The organism is Deinococcus sp. QL22, from assembly GCF_023370075.1.
Lineage (GTDB): Bacteria > Deinococcota > Deinococci > Deinococcales > Deinococcaceae > Deinococcus.
On the sequence record NZ_CP097153.1, the window covers coordinates 174,091 to 191,610 of the forward strand.

The window sequence follows — 17,520 nt, forward strand, 5'->3', positions numbered from 1 at the left end:
GTGAATGGCCTAACCACTTCGTCCTGTGGCCAGGCGAGAGGAGGCTTTAGTCTTTAACAGCGCCGCCCGCAATGCCAGCGACGAAGTGGCGCTGCAGGGCGAGGAAGAGGGCGAGGAAGGGCAAGGTAGCAATGGTCGTTCCGACCATCAGGGCACCCCAGGACACGCGCGTGAGACCCACGAGGGTTCCCAGCGCCACTGGCATGGTGTAACTGTCCTTTTGAGTCAGGACGATCAGCGGCCACAGGTAGTCGTTCCAGCTGGACAAGAACAGCAAAATGGCGAGTGCGGCAAGGGTCGGACGTACCACCGGTAACGCAATCTGCCAGAAGGTACGCCATTCGTTGGCCCCGTCGATGCGGGCAGCATGCAGCAGGTCATCTGGAACGGTTTGAAAGGCCTGACGCATATAGAAGATGCCAATAGTATTTGCGAGGGTCGGAAGGATGACCGCCCAGTAGGTATTGCTGAGGTGCAGGTCACGGGCAACCAGAATGAACTGCGGAATAATCGTGACAAAGCTGGGAATGGTCAGCGTCGCCAAGATAAGACCAAACAAGATGTTGCGGCCGGGGAACACATATTTTGAGAAGGCGTATCCAGCCATACTGGTGAGCAACATGCTGACCAGCGTGTACAGGGTGGAAATCACGATGCTGTTGCCCAGAGCACGGACAAAGTTGGTATCGGCCTGAAGTTGACTAAAGTTTTCCCGGAAGGCTCCCCCGAGCGATAAGGGAGGTGATGGACTAAAGATGGCACTGTCTGAATGGGTGCTAAACACCACCATCAGATACAGCGGTGCCAGAAACAGCAGGGCCAACGGGATCAACGCAGCATGAAGGAGAAGGCTACTGCCCAAGCGACGGGTTTGGGCGCGGCGTGATAAGGCCTGTGCGGTGTTCGGCCGTGTCGTCTGGGAGGTCATTCTTCTCTCCCAAACAGGCGCAGCTGCACCATGCTGACAATTGCAGCGATGCCGGCGACCGTATAGGCAATGGTGCTGGCGTACCCGAAGTTAAAGCTCCGGAATCCCTGTTGGTACAGGTAGGTGCCTAACGTCATGGTGGCGTTTCCTGGACCACTGTTGGTGATCAGCGCAGGCTCGGTGAACAGTTGCAGTGTGCCGATCAGGCTCAGCACCAGGCAAAACAGCAAGGTGGGCCGCAGGAGAGGCAGAGTGATCTTCCAGAACTGATGCCAGGGGGTCGCCCCATCGATCGAGGCGGCCTCATACAGCTCCTCGCGGATGCCCTGAAGACCGGCCAGTAAAATGATGGTGTTGTACCCGGTCCAGCGCCACGTCAGGGCAAGAATAATAACGGCCATGGCAGGGACAGGCTGGTTCAACCAGTCGACAGCAGGAAGGCCAAGAGTGGTCAGGGTATGGTTGACCATCCCAAAGTCAGAGTTGAACAGCAACCGGAAGACCGCGGAGTAGGCGACTGTCCCAACGACGAGCGGCGCGAAAAAAGCGAACCGGAACAGGCCCCGGGCCCGGAGGTGACGGCTGTTCAGTGCGATGGCCAAGGTCGTGGCCAGCATCAGCATGGTCGGTACCTGAATCACCAAGATCAGCAGCGTGTTTTTCAGCGCGGTCAGGAAGAACTCATCCCCCAACAGGCGCGACCAGTTTGCCAGACTGTAGGGCGCGGCCGCGCCCAGCCGGGAGTCTTTGAAGCTCATCAGAAAGGAGCTGATGATAGGCCAGGCCCAGAAGCTGAGGAAAATCAGCAGGTAAGGCAAGATGAACAGGTACGGCGCAGCCGGGAATCGGCGTCGGGTTCGGGGCAGTGCAGGAACGGTCGTCATGGATGAACCTCAAGGCAGAGAACGCAGAGCAAAAGGGCGGGCTGACTGATGTCCCCGCCCTATCTTGGATCTCCTGCAGGAGTCATTTCCAGGCGACCGCAGATTCCCGCTTGACCCAGTGAAATCGCTGGAACTTCAAGGGGAACAGCGGGCCGCGCGACTCTCGCAGGAGACCTGCTGCATCTGATTTATTTCGCGATGGAAAGGCTTGTGGCGCTGCTGATTTTCTTGGCCGCGTCATTCAGCGCTTCCTGTGCAGTTTTATATTTGCCGTTGAGGTAGTCGGTCTGCACGACAATCATGATCTGACGGGCATCCTGAAAGTACTGGGTCCCACGCGCCTGGGGCACGTCGCCCAGGGTGCCGAGAATGGTCTGCCAGACCTTCTGGTTTCCCCAGAACGCTTGACCTTGCGCCACGTAGGGATCTTTGGTGGCGGCGAGCAGACTGGGAACCAGTCCCTGTGTTTTCAGCATGGCGATCTGGCCGGTGGTGCTGCCGACGGCATGCTGCAGGAAAGCAAAGGCCGCGGGTTTATTTTTGCTGCTGCTTGGAATGGCCAGGGCGCTGCCTCCCAAGTTGCTGGCCCGCACGCCGCCTGTTCGGCTGGCCGGCATAAGGTACACGCCCCACTTGCCCTTCTGGTCGGCTGCATTGGTTCGGATGGTGCCTTCGTACCAGGCGCCGTACATGGCGCTGGCCGTCTTGCCCGCCTTGATGTTGGTAATCTGCCCGCCCCAGTCGCCGGTGGCCAGAACCTTGGCGTCATTGAGTTTCTTGATGGTGTTGAGAGCTGTCACGCATCCAGACTTGTTGATCGTGATCTGCTGGCCGCCATCGTCAAAGTAAAAGCAGCCATTCTGGTTGGCCAGCATGCGGAACCACTCGTCGTCTTGGCCATTGGCGATGGTCGCCATTTTAACCTTGTTCCCAAATTTTGCGTTGAGCTTTTTCCCTGCGGCAATGAAGTCGTCCCACGTCCGGATGGCGGTGGGATTGATGCCTGCTTGCTGATACAGGTCGCGCCGGTAAAACAGGACCACGGGGCCGGAATCCCAGGGCATGGCGTAGCGTCGGCCGTTGGCGGTGAGCTCCGTCCACTTAAAAGCGGGGAAATTCTTGACCAGTTTGTCTGCTCCCAGCGTATTGAGGTCAGTAAAGCAGTCAGGGAAGCGCGCCCAAAACACTTCTGCTTCATTGTTTTCAATGGAATACACATCAGGAAGATCGACGCCACCCGCGGCGCAGCCCGCAAGGCCGCGGTCATAGACACTCTGGTTTCCAAGATCGACGATATTCACTTTGACGTTGGGGTACTTCTTGTTAAAGCTGGGCACGGTGCTTTGGAGAGCTTTGGCAGCGACATCCCAAGACCAGAGGGTAACGGTGCCTGACAGCGCACTGCTTTGGGCAGCGGCAGACGTGACAAGAGCAAGAGCGGACAGCAGAATTAACTTCTTCATAGGGCCTCCTGAGGCTAGGAAAACGGTAAAGAGAGGAAAGTGACGCGAAGTAGCCAAGTAACCGGTTGCTGGATAGAATTTTCGACAAACTCAACATCTGGTCTGCCAGTAACCGGTTACTGAACAACAGAGATCTGGATTTGTGATTCTCGGCGGCCAATCTAAAGGAGAACAGTCAATCCACTCATGACCTCCGGAAAGCGAACTCCCCTGAGACGAAGTTCATGTTCTTTGCCAACAGATTAGAGCCCACACAACGAGTAAGGGCATTCTAAACAACAGGGTCGTATCCTAGAAGACCAATATTCAAAGGAGCTGACTAAAGTAATTGATTGTCATGCCTCTTCAGCTTACACTACAAGTAACCGGTTTCTCAAGGGGGGTTCAGCATCCGGAAAAAAGCCCCAACCATTTACGACATCGCCCGACACGCTCAAGTTTCCGTGGCCACCGTCTCCCGGGTGCTCAACGGGATCAGTACCGTCAACAGTGATTTGCGCCTTCGTGTGGAATGTGCCATGCATGACCTGCGCTTCAGACCCAATCGCTTGGCTCAAAATCTCTACCATCACCGTTCCAACACCATTGGCTGCATCCTGCCCGATATCGTCAACCCTTTTTTTGCCCAAATTTTTATGCAGTTGGAGGTCAAAGCGTTCGAGTGTGGATACACGATCATCCTCGGAAATACGGTCAGCACCCGCGAACTTGAACGCACCTACCTGCGGACACTTGCAGAACAGCAAGTGGACGGTCTCGTGGTTCTGGGCGGACTGACCAATGATCCAGAGCCACCTCCAGAAGACATTCAACTGATGCAAGAGCTTGCTGAACGGCTTCCAATTGTCACCGTTAATGGTGACTTAGCCGACGTGAACATTATCTCCAGCGTAAGATCCGACGAATCGGGTGGAATGAGCGCCATTCTCTCGCATTTGCATGAGCAAGGTCATACGGACGTTGCCTTTTTAGGTGGCCGTCCGGACGTCACCAATACCCTCGATAAACTCTCTGTCTATCAAGGCTTCTCCCCACACCATCCCCCTGAATGGGTTCAACTTACCGGCCTGTCTATTGAATCAGGTGTTGAGGCGCTCAAGCAGCTTCTTCACTCTTCGCAGCGACCCACTGCGGCAGTCTGTGCCAATGATCTTGTGGCTGCCGGTGTCCTGATGGCCGCCCGGGAACATGGATTGAATGTTCCGAAAGATCTCTCCGTAGTAGGTTTTGACGACATTTTCCTTGCACAGGTGGTCACACCTGCCCTGACAACTGTGAACCATAATTACAGCGAACTTGCCCGAAGAGCATTAAATGCTCTGCTGGCGAGCATTGAGGGAGAATCACCCGACCGCACGATCAACGTGCCCACATTCTTGGTCAAACGAGAATCAGTTGCTCTACACCACCCACAGGATCGACGTCGTACTTCAGTGAAGTCGAATCAACCGTGAATCTGCTTCTGATCTGCTGTTGTGCCCCCTTAGCCTGCCCATGCTGACGTGATCAGAGCAGCAGTGGGGAAGAGGCTGGGGGGCCGGACATAGCCCTCAGTCCTGCTCAACTCACCATGCTGAGCACGATGAAGGATGGCGAACTATTAACCGTCCTCAACGGTGTTCCGCCTCCTAGCCCACCGGTTGTCCTGGTTGGCTCAGAGAGATTTTCCGTGAGGGATTTTCAAGTGTTGTACGAGCTCGGCTTTCTCGTGTGTACTCACAGTCAACTTGGCCGATTCACCAGATATGTCCTGAGTCCTGCTGGGATATTGGCCATTCAGGAAGCGGAGTGAGTATGGTCTGAGCGCAAGAGGTTTAGACTCTTGCGCTTACCTTAGCGCGGGCTTCTTGCCGGTTGGCTGGTCGGAATTCCAACATCGTCAAAAGAAAGGCTCACCATCTAAGTAGGCGGCTTTTTAGACGTAGCAAGCAAACATACGACAGGCAGCCTGAATTTTAGGCTACCTGTCTGTCCTAGGCTCCATGAAGAGCCCAGCGGGCTCCCCGCACCGCACCGCCGGAAGGCTGGCATTCGCCTTCAGATGCTCGACCAGCTCGGTGGGGCCATCACTGCCCTGGGCATACACATCCTGATACAGCGGCTGCTGAGTGGTCTAGGGCAGCTCGAGGCTGGGTCCCCCACCGTCATGGGCAACGTGCTGCTCAGTGGCCAGTTGGCCCTGAACCGAGTGGATGCCTACGACCTCAAGTCGGGCCAACTGCTCAAGACCATCGCCGGCTGCCCGGGCCTGCATGGTGAGCCCATCTTGGGCGACACCAGCTATTTTGGCTGCACGGACGGCGTACTGGCGGTCAGGGTCAACGGGGCGAACATCACCTCTCAGAAGTTGACCAATCCGGCCAATACTCCTGAAGGCACGCGGGTAGGCAAGGTGGTCGCCCACGCTAAAAGCCCGGTTCTCTACGGCAACTTCGGCACCGGCCTGGCCCGCTCGACAGCGCAGGACGCAGTCCTGACCCCCGTCGCCTTGCCCGCCGCACCCCTGAAATTCATGTTTGCTGCAGATGGGCAGCGGTTGATGGTGCTGACCGCGGACGGCAGCCTGCACAGCTTGGATGCCCATACAGGGCGGGTGCTGCAAAGCGCAGCGGCACTGGTCAAACCCGCGGACGCCGCCGACAAAGCGGCCATCAAACCAACCATGCTCCTTGGCCAGAACTCGGCCTACCTGACCAGCCCCAACACGGGAGAAGTGCTGGAAATCGCGCTGAACAGCCTCACCGTGCTGCGCCGCTTGGCGGTGGGCGGCACTCCAGCCCTGGTGGCCTTGACCTCGGCTTCGGGCGAACAGCACTGACACTGGTTGTGTTGCCTTAACTGGGCTGTTGGCAGGCTGAGGGCAGGGATAGCCTGACCCTTTGACTCCCCTTGCTGCGACCGCAGATCACGTCTGGAACGCCCGTTTCTGGTTGAGTCGTCTGATCTCGGCTGGAACGCTGGCGAGCGCCGCTCTGGTGGAGGGGGGTGGCGGTCGCGCTTGACAAGGGCATCACCCCAACAGGCGTCACGCTGAGGCATGCTCAGTGCTGTGTCTGCCCCTGCCTTGTTTGACGTTGTTCCGGATGGCGTGCACGATTTGGTTCGGTTGCGAGTGCCGATTCATGCTGCCCGCGTCGTCCTGTTGGCACAGGCGGTCGCGCCCCTGCTGGGGGTGAATCCATGCGAGGCCTTCATCGCTGGCTACGTGCACGATATCGGCAAGGTCGGCGTGCCCATGGCGGTCTTGGAGGCCCCACGCGCCTTAACGCTGGCCGAGAGGCGCCTGATGTAAGACCACTCCGTCATCGGGGCGGCGCTGCTCGCTCAAGTCTGGCCGGAGTGTTCCTCCGCCGTGCAGCTCACGGTGCGGAGCCATCACGAGCGCGTCGATGGTGCCGGGTATCCCTTAGGCCAGCGCGAGTTGAGTCCGCTCACCGCACTGGTGGCGGCGGCGGACGTGTGGGATGCGTTGCGGTCCCCACGTGAGTACCGGGCGGCCTTGAGCGTGACCGACGCGGGGGTAGCGCTTGAGGCCGAAGCGTTACCAGATCAGGTAAAGGCGGCAGTGTGGCGTATTGTGAGGGAGCACGGTTGGTGAGGAGCCAGCAGGAGAAGCGCCAGACGCCATTCCAGGCATCTGGCCGTGAGGGTGTGGCCTCGGTCAAGCGCAGCGTAATGCCGATCAAGCAGCTGCACGGGGGAGGGGCTGGGGCAATGACCCATTGCAGTCCACTGTGACGCGCCTCTTCTGCCGCTCCGCTCTTTCAGGCGCAGACTCTTCCTGTGAGGCTCACGATGCGAGCTTTGGCACACCAGCGGGTAATGACCCCTGAGCCGCGTGCCTTCATGGAAAAATTGATCACGCTGCGAGTCAAGCCCGAACGGCTTGTTTCTTGGTGGGCCTTCCTCAACTCTCATGGCACAACGAGACTGAACGGCTGTTGGGGGAACCTCACCAACAACATGCCCCCGCCGAACAGGCAAATCAGAGGCGGTGGTGGAGCCTGTCTGGTGCCGTAGCTGACCGATGGCTTGTCCTGCCAGCCGTGGCGATGCGTCGGAGCCCCTCCCTCCCGCCCCCCACCATTGCAGGCTCAACCTCAGGCGCTGATACTTCACAGATGAGCAAAAAATTAGGCTTGCTTCTGGCCTTTGCCTTCCTCAGCCCCCTCGCTCTAGCCACCGATTTTGTCAGCACATCCACCCTGACAGGCTTTCAGTTGCCCAAAGGCGCACTGGAATTGACTGACGAAGACTTTTCCGAGGAAATGGTTGACCTCCTTGACACTACGGCGGCAGACCTGAAGGGCAAATGCCAGTACCATGAACTGCTCTACTGGGACGGCAAACCTGATGTCATCGCCGCGACCCTCAACCGGGCGATCCCCAAAGAGTTCAAGTACAAGCTTCTTGATGTAGGCGAAACCGATGACGGCGGCACCTACGAGCAGTTCGTGTTGACCACGCCGAAGATGTGGATCGCCGGAACTTGGTTCCAGAGCGAGGCCGACGTGACCTTGGCCTGGTGCACCGTCGTCAAAAAGTAAGTTCATCTCAGGAATTTCCTGACCACAGCATCCTGTGGCTGACTCGCGGGTTCCTGACTTCAGTTCATGCCTGGATTGACTGACCGCCGAAACGCTTTTATGTGCACCATCAACAACCCAACATGGAGTGGGTTTGAGCCTTATCCGGGAATCCTTCCTTCTCACTACTGTTCTTAGGAGTTGCCATGCCCAGATCCACTCCCCTGCCGTGCCTGCTGGTTCTTACCGCTGTGCTCAGTGCCTGCTCCAGCGTGCCCGTCCCGCCGGTTCCCCCTCCGGTGGGCGGCAATCTTCAGTCGTCCCCCGCAGTCACCCTGAGCTTCATCGACGGGATGCAGTTTGCCAGTGGTTACGACTCCACGACTGGCGGCTTCCTCGGCACCACCAGTTGCCTGGTGCCTCAGGCCGAGCCCACCGTCTCCGCTCCTTCCCGACTTCAGCAGACCTTCAGCTTGACCAAAATCGAGAGCAAATCTGATCTCTCAGACGCCCTGGACGTGAGCGGCAAGGCGTCTTACAACGCGGGCGTCACCAAAGTCAGTGCCAGCGCCCAGTTTGCCCAGCAGCAAGACACCAACAGCTATAGCGTGGGCATGCTCCTGAAAGCCGACGCCATTGGACAAAATTACGCGCTCTACGACACCATCACCAAACCGAAACTCACGGACGCGATGCAACAGCTGTACGACACCGACTACAAGGCGTTCAAGGATTCGTGCGGCGACTACTTCCTCAACACATTCACGCTGGGCGGCCGCTACGTCGCGTACTTCAGCTTCACCAGCTACAGCAAAGCGCAGAAGACGCAGATTGCGGCCCAACTGTCGGCCTCGTCCGGACCCTTCTCAATTTCGGCGGATTTCAGCAAGAAGATGCAGTCGCTGGCCAGCACGTCCACCCTGAAGATCAATACCTTTCAAACGGCTATTGCGGGCACGCCCAGTACCGATCTCAATACCTTGATCTCCGACGCGCAGAACTATTCTGCCAAAGTGTTGGCGAGCTGCGCCAGTGCCGACGCACTCAAGAGCTGCGTCAAGTCGGCGACCTTCAACAGTTACGTCAACTTTTTCGGGCCGCCCGATTCCAAGTCCGCAGACGCCATCAACCGGGGATCGGCCGAGTTGACCTCACTCGTGTTGCGCGGCAACCTGGTCGAAAATCTGCTGGGGAGTGCCAAAGTCATTCAACTCAATCCGGCCATCTATGACCAGACGGCCCTGAATGCGGTCAAGACTGCCATTGCTGCTGCGCCCACCTGGAAGCTGGGCATCAACGCGGCCATCACGGCCTGCACCAACGACATCACCACGTGCCTGCCCAGCGCCGTGTCGGGTACCGGCGCTGAAGCTGACGCTGAAGCAACGTATGGCCCACTGCCGACCTACCTGACGCTGAGCACCGCTCTGGACGCTCTACCGGACATCACGGCCAAACTACCCACCAGCTGTGCGGATCAGCAGACGCTCTATCAACAGAAAAACGATCAGGACTACGTCATGTTTCTCGATCAGGATCTCACCAGGTCTTACAAACTGTTCTGCCGCGACATGGCCACGGGCCAGACCCCACTGGACTACCTGAATCTGGGCAGCCAGAGCAACACCCAGTCGGTGGTAGATTTCACCGATTCGCAGCAGTCGTCCAACAGCGGGGCCAAGCTCAGTGGCAAGCAGACCACGACCTTTACCAAGATTCGCATTGACCCCAACACCCTGATTGTCAACCCCAACGACGTCACCTACGCTACAAGCACAGGATTTCTGGTGAGAAACGACGTGCCTAACAATGCAGCAGGCGCGCCCCCAGCCATCCCCCTAGGGAATGCTGGCCAGTGCCGGCCTGAAGCAGGCGCCGTCAACCCCGTGTCCACCATCGACCTGAGTTTCACGTCCTTTATCTTCAACACGGCGGCGACCAGCTTCGTCAGCTCAGGGTGGGATCAACGCGAGCAGGGCGTCGCGACCCCTTCGGCCGACAAAAAGTCCTACGCCATTACGGCTGGGCGTGGCTGGTGCTCTGGTACTGAGCCCAGCCAGATCCGCCTGCTGTTGGTTCCCAACTGAGTCGAGTGCATTTATCGTTGAGCTAGACCCTGCAGAGCGGGAACTGGAGAAAGGACATCGCGTTGGGACTGGAGAGGTTTCGGCGCTGTTCCGAAAACGCATCAGGTGAAGGGCGACGTCCTGAAGCCCACGCTTCCCAGGGGCAGTCAGGCCGTCACCGACTTGGGAACGCGCCTCTGACATCCAGAGGCGCGTTCCCAGTAAAGTTTTCAGGGTGGGTATACCGCCCCACATGCCAGAGGGTTCTGTCAGGTTAATTGTACGGCTGGTAGACGAAGCGCAGGGGTGGCCTGAAGTGAAGTTCAGGCCACCCCTGCGCCGACCTCGTGCCACATCTGAAATGCCCAGTGTTGGTTGCTCCTTCTGATGTGGGCGGGAATTGTCGTTCTAGTATGGTGGTGAAGGTTGGTGATCCGGGCGTGCCTCAGTAGATGACAACTTCACTTTTTGGTCGTCCTGAACGGCACAAAAGAAGATTCCTATCTGTCCCTCGACAGGAACGATCAAAGGCGGTGTGTTGAGGTGCGATGCCCTCCACACCCGCTGCCCATCAGGCAACCGAACTCACCGCCCATTTCAAAACCTGCGTTCCCACTCTCCGGATTGACACCCTCCAGCGTGCCGTCGACGTCGTCCTCGCCATGATCACGGCGCAGAGCGTCAACCACCGAGACCTCGGCCCTCACCTGCCCGGTTCCAGCTCACCGGAAGCCAAAAAACGGCGCGTAGAACGCGCCGTGCACGATGAGCAACTCACCGCGCAGGTCTTCCTGGCGCTGCTGCTGGTTCAGCTCCCCCCCGGCAAGATCCTGATGAGCCTAGACCGGACGACCTGGGAGCACGGCGAATCCCCCCTCAACCTGCTCGTCTTGGGTGCAGTGGTTCATGGGTTCACCATCCCCTTGTATTGGGTTGCGCTTGATCACACGGGCAACAGTCATACCCGCGCGCGGATGTGGGTCGTCTGCAAACTGATGGAGGCCCTTCCAGCACGACGCTGGAAGGGCTTGGTCGCCGACCGGGAATTCATCGGCGCCGAATGGTTCCGTTTTCTTCGGCGGAAGGGTATTCGCCGGGCGGTTCGGATCCGCAAGGACACCGTACTGGACGAACTCTCAGCAGACACTTGGTTCCAAGACCTTCGCCCCGGGCAATTTCGGATGATCGCGGAGAACACGGAAGTTTTCGGGGAACGGATGCGAGTCGTGGCCACCAGGTCACCCGCGGGTGACCTCGTCATCATCGCAACAGATTTTGGCGTCTGGGAGACATGGAAGCTCTACAAACTCCGCTGGACGATTGAGTCCACCTTTAGTTCGTTGAAAGACAGAGGGTTTGATCTGGAGCGAACCGGAATGACAGACCCCAAACGATTGGAGCGCCTGTTCGGGCTGGTGACCCTGGCCTGGCTGAGCTGCCTGCGGGTCGGGGTCTGGCGCCACGAGGCGAAACCAATCCAAGTCCTGCCTCATGGCCGCAAGGCGATGAGCGTGGTGCGGTATGGTTCGGAATATCTTCGCAATGTGTTGCGCTGGATTCCAGACGAACTTGCCAAAATCCTTCAAGTCCTGGTCAGCCCTTTTTCTTCACTGGGACAATCAAAAAGTGAAGTTTTCAGCTACTGAGCGGGCGTGCAAATTCAGGAACTCTTGAGCGCGTTTCCGCCGTCTAAATCCCTGCTGACGTCGTTCTTGTCGCCGCGTGGAACGATGTTCTTGCAAGGTGATGTTATTGCAACGCGCCGCGGAGATCACTTGCTGGTGGTCAACACTTTTCAGGCTGGAGATCTCGCGGATTGCGGCTCCATAGCTGCGGAGCGGCCCCAGTATGAATGACCTCTGGGAAGTCATATTCACCCAGGATTCGGGCTAGGAAGGTCTTCGCAGCCTCAATATCGCGGTGGCGCTGAAGGAGGATACCCTGCACGAAACCGTGCTCATCCGCAGCTCTACATAGCCAATGCCGGACGCCATTGACGCTCGTATACATGTCGTCCAGATGCCACCGGGAACCCCGGCGGGGTTCCCGGTGGCGCAGTTCCTCAGCGAAGAGGGGAGCAAATTTGATACACCATTCGCGGAGAGTCTCGTGGCTGACCTGCTGGGCCGCGCTGGCACAGCAATTCTTGGACATCTCTGTAGCTGAGCGGGAAGCGATGATACAACCAAACCGCGTGCTAAATGATCGTCATCGGAAAACGGTAGCGGTACGGTTTCGGGTCAGTCACGGATGGTCAGCTTAACCCGCCCCAGTTAAGGCAACACAACCCATGGTGGGGCTCCAAAAGGAAAGTTCCCATATTGGGCGAGCAGATCAACTCTTACAAGTTCTTCATACAGAAGTCCAAATTTTTTCATTAACACTTCATACGTGAAGAGGCAGGCGCCTAAACTTAATTCCCACTTCAGATAGACACCAGAAAAGTTATTTTTCTCGCTTTACTGGATTTTCTTCATCTAGTGGAGGATATCGCCTGAGGAATTTATGTGTCTAAATCAAGGCACGCAACAAAGCTTCCTAGGCCGCTAGGTAAGTTGTTTATCCTCAAAGTCAATGCACTTTGAGCGGCTTTGTTGATGATTTCCTGGAGGCTCCTATGAACATGAACGTCAAACTAGGTATGGCTGCGTTAACCAGTGTGCTCCTGCTCGCCTCTTGTGGTGGCAACACGCCCGTCGTGAATCCTCCCGCCGTCACTGTCGGCATGGTCTCTCTCCCGGCCAACCCCAATGGCTACACCCTGACCATCCGCGACAGTGCCGGTGTGATCGTGGCTCCAGGCAACTACGGCAGCCTGACGCCGGGCAACTACACGGCGACCTACAGCAAAGACGGCTTTATTCCTGAGACTCAGAACTTGACCGTCACCGCGGGTGGCACCACCAATCTGGCCTACCCCACCCTGCGGGCCAACACCGTCAGCGGCGCGTTCTACATGGACGCCAACGGCAAAATGGTCGCCATCACCAAAGACGACCTGAACAACGCCGGCACCAAATTTGTCTTCTACTCCTGGCTTGAAAATGAAACGGGCGGCATCGATCCGGCCAAAGTCGGCGGCATCACCGACCCCGCTGCCCCGACCGCTGGCGAGATGGACGAAGTCGCCCCCTTGCTGAGTCAGAACGTGGCAGGTGGCTACGTGGGCTACAAGGCCGCTGACGGCAACGTGTACCCCATTGTCGGTGCCAACGTGCGCTGGGACATTCTGGAGCAGACCGGCAGCGTGCGTTTTGCCGCCGCGGATGACGGTGGCCAGGCCTCTGGTTCCCCGGTCACGGGCCAGGACATCAACGACAATGCCCTGAGCGCCAATACCTACACCAATAGCGCGACCGGCAACAACGTGCGCTTTCCCAGCAGCACCGAGTACCCGCTGTACAACGTGACCGGCGTCAATACGCCCGACACCAACGGCTTTACCTGGACGGCCCTGAACCACGACCCTGCTGTGACCACCACCGCCACGGCCCGCATTCGCGCCATCGCTTACGTCAACGGCACCGAAGTCACCAAGCGCTTCCTGAACAAGACGTTTGCCCCCAGCGCCCGCCTGACCATCGTCAAGGCCCCCAAAGACAATCAGGCCGGCATCAATCAGTCCCGTGACTTCACGGTCACGGTCAGCAACACCGGCGCAGGCCCCGCGACCGCCATCCGCCTCAGTGATGTCCTGAAGTCTGGCGACGCCGCGGCCTACAGCGTCACGGCCCCCGCCGGAACCACCGCCAACGCCACAGACGGCTTCGACGCCACCTTCGACCTCGCTGCCGGAGCCAGCCGCACCTTTACGTTGCCTGCTCAGGCCAGCGCTGTCGGCGTCTACTGTGACGTTGCCACCATCGTCAGCTACAACAACGGCGCGTTCGGCACCGTGACTCCCACCCTGTCCGATCAGGCCTGCCTGACGGTCACGGCCCCCAACCTCGGCATCAGCAAGACGCTGGGCACCCTGGACACCGCCGGAGCCTTCACGCCGATCGCCAGCGGCGTCGTCGTCGGCCCGAACGTGCCCGTCGTGGCCCGCATCACGGTCAGCAACAACGGCAATGCCCCCGCCACCAACGTGGTCGTTACCGACGCACTCGCCAACGCTACGGTGGCTGCCAACTACGCCATTCAGGGCGCTGTCACCGCCGCGCCTCAGGCCGTGGCCGTGACCAAGGCTGGTGACGACGGCTTTACCACAGGGGCATTTACTCTGGCCGCCGGAGCCACCCAAACCTTTACCTTCGCCGCCAGCGGCACCGTCGACGGCGATTACTGCGACCAGGGCACCTTTACGGCCACCAGCAACAACGGCGTCGCCGTTACGGGCGCTTCGGGCATCCCCTGCTTCAAGGTCGCCTCGCCGCTCCTGGCCATCACCAAGGTCAACAACCAGATCGCAGGCCAGCCTGCCCTCAACCAGCTGACGCCCGGCAGCAGCTATCAGAGCGTCATCACGGTGACCAACTCCGGCTCGGCCACGGCCACTGCCGTGGCCGTGAAGGACTTGCTGGGCAACCTGAACAACGTGTTCATGAACTACGGCAGCGGCAGCTACACCGTCACGGGCACCGCGCAGGCCGGCAGCGTGACCTTTGACGCCGCGACCCGCACCGTCAGCACCGTTCCCGCCACTGTGAACTTGGCCCCCGGTCAGGTGCTGACCCTCACCCTGACCAGCAGTGTCGCCGCTGGCACGCCTCGCGGCAGCTACTGTGACACCGGCAGCTTCACCAGCACCAACGGCGGCACGGGTCAGGCTCAGGCCTGCGTGACCGTCACGTCCTTCATCTCCGAGCAGACCCAGCTCACTGACACGGTTGACCCCATTCGTGCGGGCGACACGGTCGGCACGATCCTGGCGAGCGCCGCCAGCGTCGAGCCGGGCTCCAACGAAGGTGCGCTCAACAACGTCTTCATTTACAACTTCGGTGCCATCGATCCTGTTCAGCAGACCCCGGGCATCTTCAACTTCACCGATTCTCAGGTCTACTACGACCCCACGCCGACCCGTGATCCTCAGACCGGAGCGATCATCACCGACTACCTCAACGGCACCAGCACCCGCTTGACCGTGGGCGCCGGGGCAGGCCAGTACACCGTGAGTGCCGAAACGGGTGTGGGCCAGCAGACCATCACGCTGAACCCAGCCTTCCGTGTCGCGCCCGGCGGCGTGGTGTTTGTGCGTACGCAGGTCACGGCCCCCGCCGGAACTGCCGCCCGCCAGTACCAGGAAACCTTCCGCTGGAACAACACCGCCGAAAGCAGTGGCCAGGCCCAGACCAACTTCAAGGCCGAATCCACCACCGTCGTTCCCTAAATCTTCTCACGAGGCCGATGACACCGTGTTGTCGGCCCCTGAAGACCCTCAGGCGGTGCCTGAGGGTCTTCTTTGTTGAACATGAAGAGGGCACACCGTCTGTCACGTCGACAGCTGGCACAGAAGGGAGGCAGAGGAACGAATGATCACCACCCTCGGCAAGACCCTGCGCGTCGCTCGCAAGGCTCGTCATCTGACCCTCACAGAGGTAGCGACGGCCACTGGGATCAGTAACACGCATCTCAGTCGGCTGGAGAATGGCCGAATTGAGAAGCCCGGCAGGGACATCCTGGCCAAACTGGCCCAGGTGTACAGCATTCCGGATCAGATCTTGTTCGACCTGTCCAGTCGCGGGGCGTCTTCAGATCGGACTGAGCTTTCCCGCACGGTGCTTCAGCTGGTTCTGAATGCTGCGGAGGTGCTGACCGAGGAAGACTGGTTGGTTCTCCAGAGCGTGGTGGAAGGCATCATGGCCCTGCGCCGGGTAGGGAGTAAGAGCCTATCCGGAAAATATAATCTACTGATAGGCGATGACAACGACGCAACCCCATCAAGACCAGATCGATGACCAGCACACGCTTGGGGAGGTATCAGATGAACTCTGGATTCGTCTCGCCCCTGTCCTCGTGATCGAAAAGCCTAGGAAGAAGAGTGGGCGTCCCGCGTGGGACGCCCGCTCCATGTTCAACGGGATGATCTGGCTGGCCCGAACCGGCCATCAGTGGAGTCAACTGTCCCGCCGATATGGCCCAACATCGACCGTCCACGAGCGGTTGAGTGGAACACGGATGCTTCTGTGCGGCGTGGGCCATCGTACTCGAAGAGTACGACCAGGAGATCGGGATTGACGGGGAGTGGCAAGCCGCCGACGGAAACATGGTGAAAGCCCCTCTTGGGAAAAGGGGGGCGCTGGTGCGCCGCAAGCCACGGGCAGCAACCCCACTAACCGAGGGACAGCCGCGGCTCGCGCTGTTGGAGAAGGATGTTGGTTGGCGGGGGGCATGGAGGTGTGGAGTGGTGCGGGGCTGATGGATCTGGACGGCGTATGGAGAGATGAGCCCGGGAGCAAAGCACGGTTGTCGGAAGGTGCAGATGGGGTCAGGGGTCGGTCAAGCGGCCGATCCGCAGGTCATAAATTTCGCGTCTTAGGAGCACCTCGCAAAGAGCTTGACGGGTTCAGCACCGGACTTGGTGGGGAGAGTTGTTGGGGCTGACGGCTGGTCGGGGAGCCTTGCGTGGAGGGAAGAACGGTTGAGCGTTCAGTGCAAGGCGGCTCGCCCTGTTGAAGAAGGATGTCCGTTGGCGGGGGGCATGGAGGTGTGGAGTGGTGCGGGGCTGATGGATCTGGACGGCGTATGGAGAGATGAGCCCGGGAGCAAAGCACGGTTGTCGGAAGGTGCAGATGGGGTCAGGGGTCGGTTTGGTGGCCAACGTTCAGGCTGGGGAGTGTGCGTTCGGTGAGGGCTTCGGCCAGCGGTTGATCGGCAGACTGCCGGATCTGTTCGGGAGGTGTGAGGCTGCGGGCGAGTTGGGGAAACACCTCCGGTGGATCACGGAGGCAGCATGGTGGGTTGCCCGTGATCTGTGTTCGGTGGTTCACCACAGATGAATGTGGGTGGTTGGTGGAGAGGGTGGCCTGGAGAACTGGTCGTCAGCGGTGAGTTGTTGGCGGACGCAGTTGACCTGAAGGCGGCGAGGTTTGCGTGCGGTGAGCAGTTGGGCAAGCGGTTGACCGGTCGGCTGCACCGGTAAGGTTGAGGTGAACGGCGATCGCGTGTTGCCAAAGGGTGCGAGCGCAGATGAGGGCAGCGGCGCTGTGGGCGGGACGACGGACGCCAATCAGGTTGGGGAGGATGCTGATGATCGCCGTGATTATGAGGAGTTCAAGAAGCGTGAACGTTTGCTCGTGCCCTCAGGAGGCCCGTGACGGGGTGGGTGAGTGGGGTTGAGGGTACACGCACCCTATTGATTGATACTGGTAGAGATTGAAGTTGCTTTTAGTTCAAGGCGGCAGGCTGGAACACGTCCAGCACAAGACTTGACTCGATCTCACGACTTAGATTTACACCTGTACCAATGGTGTCGGTATTTTCGTACTAATGGAGATTAGTATGAAAGCGCACGTGACCTTCAGAGTGTATCGGCTCAAACCGTCCGCAACTAGGCCAATTCCTTTTGCCCTCAGGACTTGCCAGAGGGGGCTTCCTGGCCTTCCTGTGAGGTCGAGCGTTTTGAGGCGTCTCAGCCGCACTTTTCATTGCCCACCGGAGTCTGGCCAGAGTTGAAAGGGCCGTTTTCCCTCCAGCACCTCTCCAATTGAGCCT

The 17,520-nt window shown here is 58.9% G+C and carries 14 protein-coding genes and 1 pseudogene; 10 read left to right on the forward strand and 5 right to left on the reverse strand.

Features of this window, described 5'->3' with window-relative positions; all coding sequences use genetic code 11:
* Positions 1-46 precede the first annotated feature (46 nt).
* The 3 genes from M1R55_RS25535 to M1R55_RS25545 form a co-directional block, all read right to left on the reverse strand.
* A complete protein-coding gene (locus M1R55_RS25535) occupies positions 47-928 on the reverse strand; it encodes a carbohydrate ABC transporter permease (protein WP_249396109.1) in 882 nt (293 codons plus the stop codon).
* Entirely contained in the window at positions 925-1,812 is an 888-nt protein-coding gene (locus M1R55_RS25540) for a carbohydrate ABC transporter permease (protein ID WP_249396110.1), read from the reverse strand. The genes M1R55_RS25535 and M1R55_RS25540 overlap by 4 nt, the downstream gene beginning before the upstream one ends.
* A gap of 188 nt (positions 1,813-2,000) precedes the next feature.
* Entirely contained in the window at positions 2,001-3,275 is a 1,275-nt protein-coding gene (locus M1R55_RS25545) for a sugar ABC transporter substrate-binding protein (RefSeq protein ID WP_249396126.1), read from the reverse strand.
* A gap of 443 nt (positions 3,276-3,718) precedes the next feature.
* Here M1R55_RS25545 and M1R55_RS25550 point away from each other — a divergent pair, with 443 nt between their 5' ends.
* From M1R55_RS25550 to M1R55_RS25580, 7 genes are all read left to right on the forward strand, one after another.
* Positions 3,719-4,729, forward strand: coding sequence for a LacI family DNA-binding transcriptional regulator (locus M1R55_RS25550; RefSeq protein ID WP_249396111.1), 1,011 nt, complete (start codon positions 3,719-3,721; stop codon positions 4,727-4,729).
* A gap of 587 nt (positions 4,730-5,316) precedes the next feature.
* Complete coding sequence (locus tag M1R55_RS25555; RefSeq protein ID WP_249396112.1) at positions 5,317-6,093, forward strand: hypothetical protein; 777 nt, start codon at positions 5,317-5,319, stop codon at positions 6,091-6,093.
* A 231-nt stretch (positions 6,094-6,324) separates the two neighbouring features.
* Positions 6,325-6,567 (forward strand): HD domain-containing protein, encoded by a 243-nt coding sequence (locus M1R55_RS25560; RefSeq protein ID WP_249396113.1) that lies wholly within the window; start codon positions 6,325-6,327, stop codon positions 6,565-6,567.
* A gap of 72 nt (positions 6,568-6,639) precedes the next feature.
* The gene (locus M1R55_RS25565; RefSeq protein ID WP_249396114.1) at positions 6,640-6,873 is read left to right on the forward strand and encodes a hypothetical protein; all 234 of its coding nucleotides are present in this window, start codon (positions 6,640-6,642) and stop codon (positions 6,871-6,873) included.
* Between the two features lie 523 nt (positions 6,874-7,396).
* Positions 7,397-7,822, forward strand: coding sequence for a hypothetical protein (locus tag M1R55_RS25570; RefSeq protein WP_249396115.1), 426 nt, complete (start codon positions 7,397-7,399; stop codon positions 7,820-7,822).
* 185 nt (positions 7,823-8,007) lie between these two features.
* Positions 8,008-9,888, forward strand: coding sequence for a GON domain-containing protein (locus M1R55_RS25575; protein ID WP_249396116.1), 1,881 nt, complete (start codon positions 8,008-8,010; stop codon positions 9,886-9,888).
* Between the two features lie 641 nt (positions 9,889-10,529).
* Positions 10,530-11,513, forward strand: coding sequence for an IS4 family transposase (locus M1R55_RS25580; RefSeq protein ID WP_249396127.1), 984 nt, complete (start codon positions 10,530-10,532; stop codon positions 11,511-11,513).
* Here the strand turns inward: M1R55_RS25580 and M1R55_RS25585 are convergent.
* Positions 11,514-12,115, reverse strand: a pseudogene (locus tag M1R55_RS25585) (IS6 family transposase); the annotation flags it as partial.
* 375 nt (positions 12,116-12,490) lie between these two features.
* On the opposite strand from M1R55_RS25585, the gene M1R55_RS25590 reads away from it, so the two are divergent.
* The 3 genes from M1R55_RS25590 to M1R55_RS32475 all read left to right on the forward strand — a co-directional run bounded on the left by M1R55_RS25590 (position 12,491) and on the right by M1R55_RS32475 (position 16,044).
* The gene (locus M1R55_RS25590) at positions 12,491-15,196 is read left to right on the forward strand and encodes a DUF11 domain-containing protein (protein WP_249396117.1); all 2,706 of its coding nucleotides are present in this window, start codon (positions 12,491-12,493) and stop codon (positions 15,194-15,196) included.
* Positions 15,197-15,338: 142 nt separating this feature from the next.
* Positions 15,339-15,764, forward strand: coding sequence for a helix-turn-helix domain-containing protein (locus tag M1R55_RS25595; protein ID WP_249396118.1), 426 nt, complete (start codon positions 15,339-15,341; stop codon positions 15,762-15,764).
* Positions 15,727-16,044, forward strand: a complete 318-nt coding sequence (locus M1R55_RS32475) for a transposase (protein WP_371827320.1) — start codon at positions 15,727-15,729, stop codon at positions 16,042-16,044. Before M1R55_RS25595 ends, M1R55_RS32475 begins: the two co-directional genes overlap by 38 nt.
* Before the next feature lie 560 nt (positions 16,045-16,604).
* Here M1R55_RS32475 and M1R55_RS25600 read toward each other — a convergent pair.
* The gene (locus M1R55_RS25600) at positions 16,605-16,796 is read right to left on the reverse strand and encodes a hypothetical protein (RefSeq protein ID WP_249396119.1); all 192 of its coding nucleotides are present in this window, start codon (positions 16,794-16,796) and stop codon (positions 16,605-16,607) included.
* Positions 16,797-17,520 lie beyond the last annotated feature (724 nt).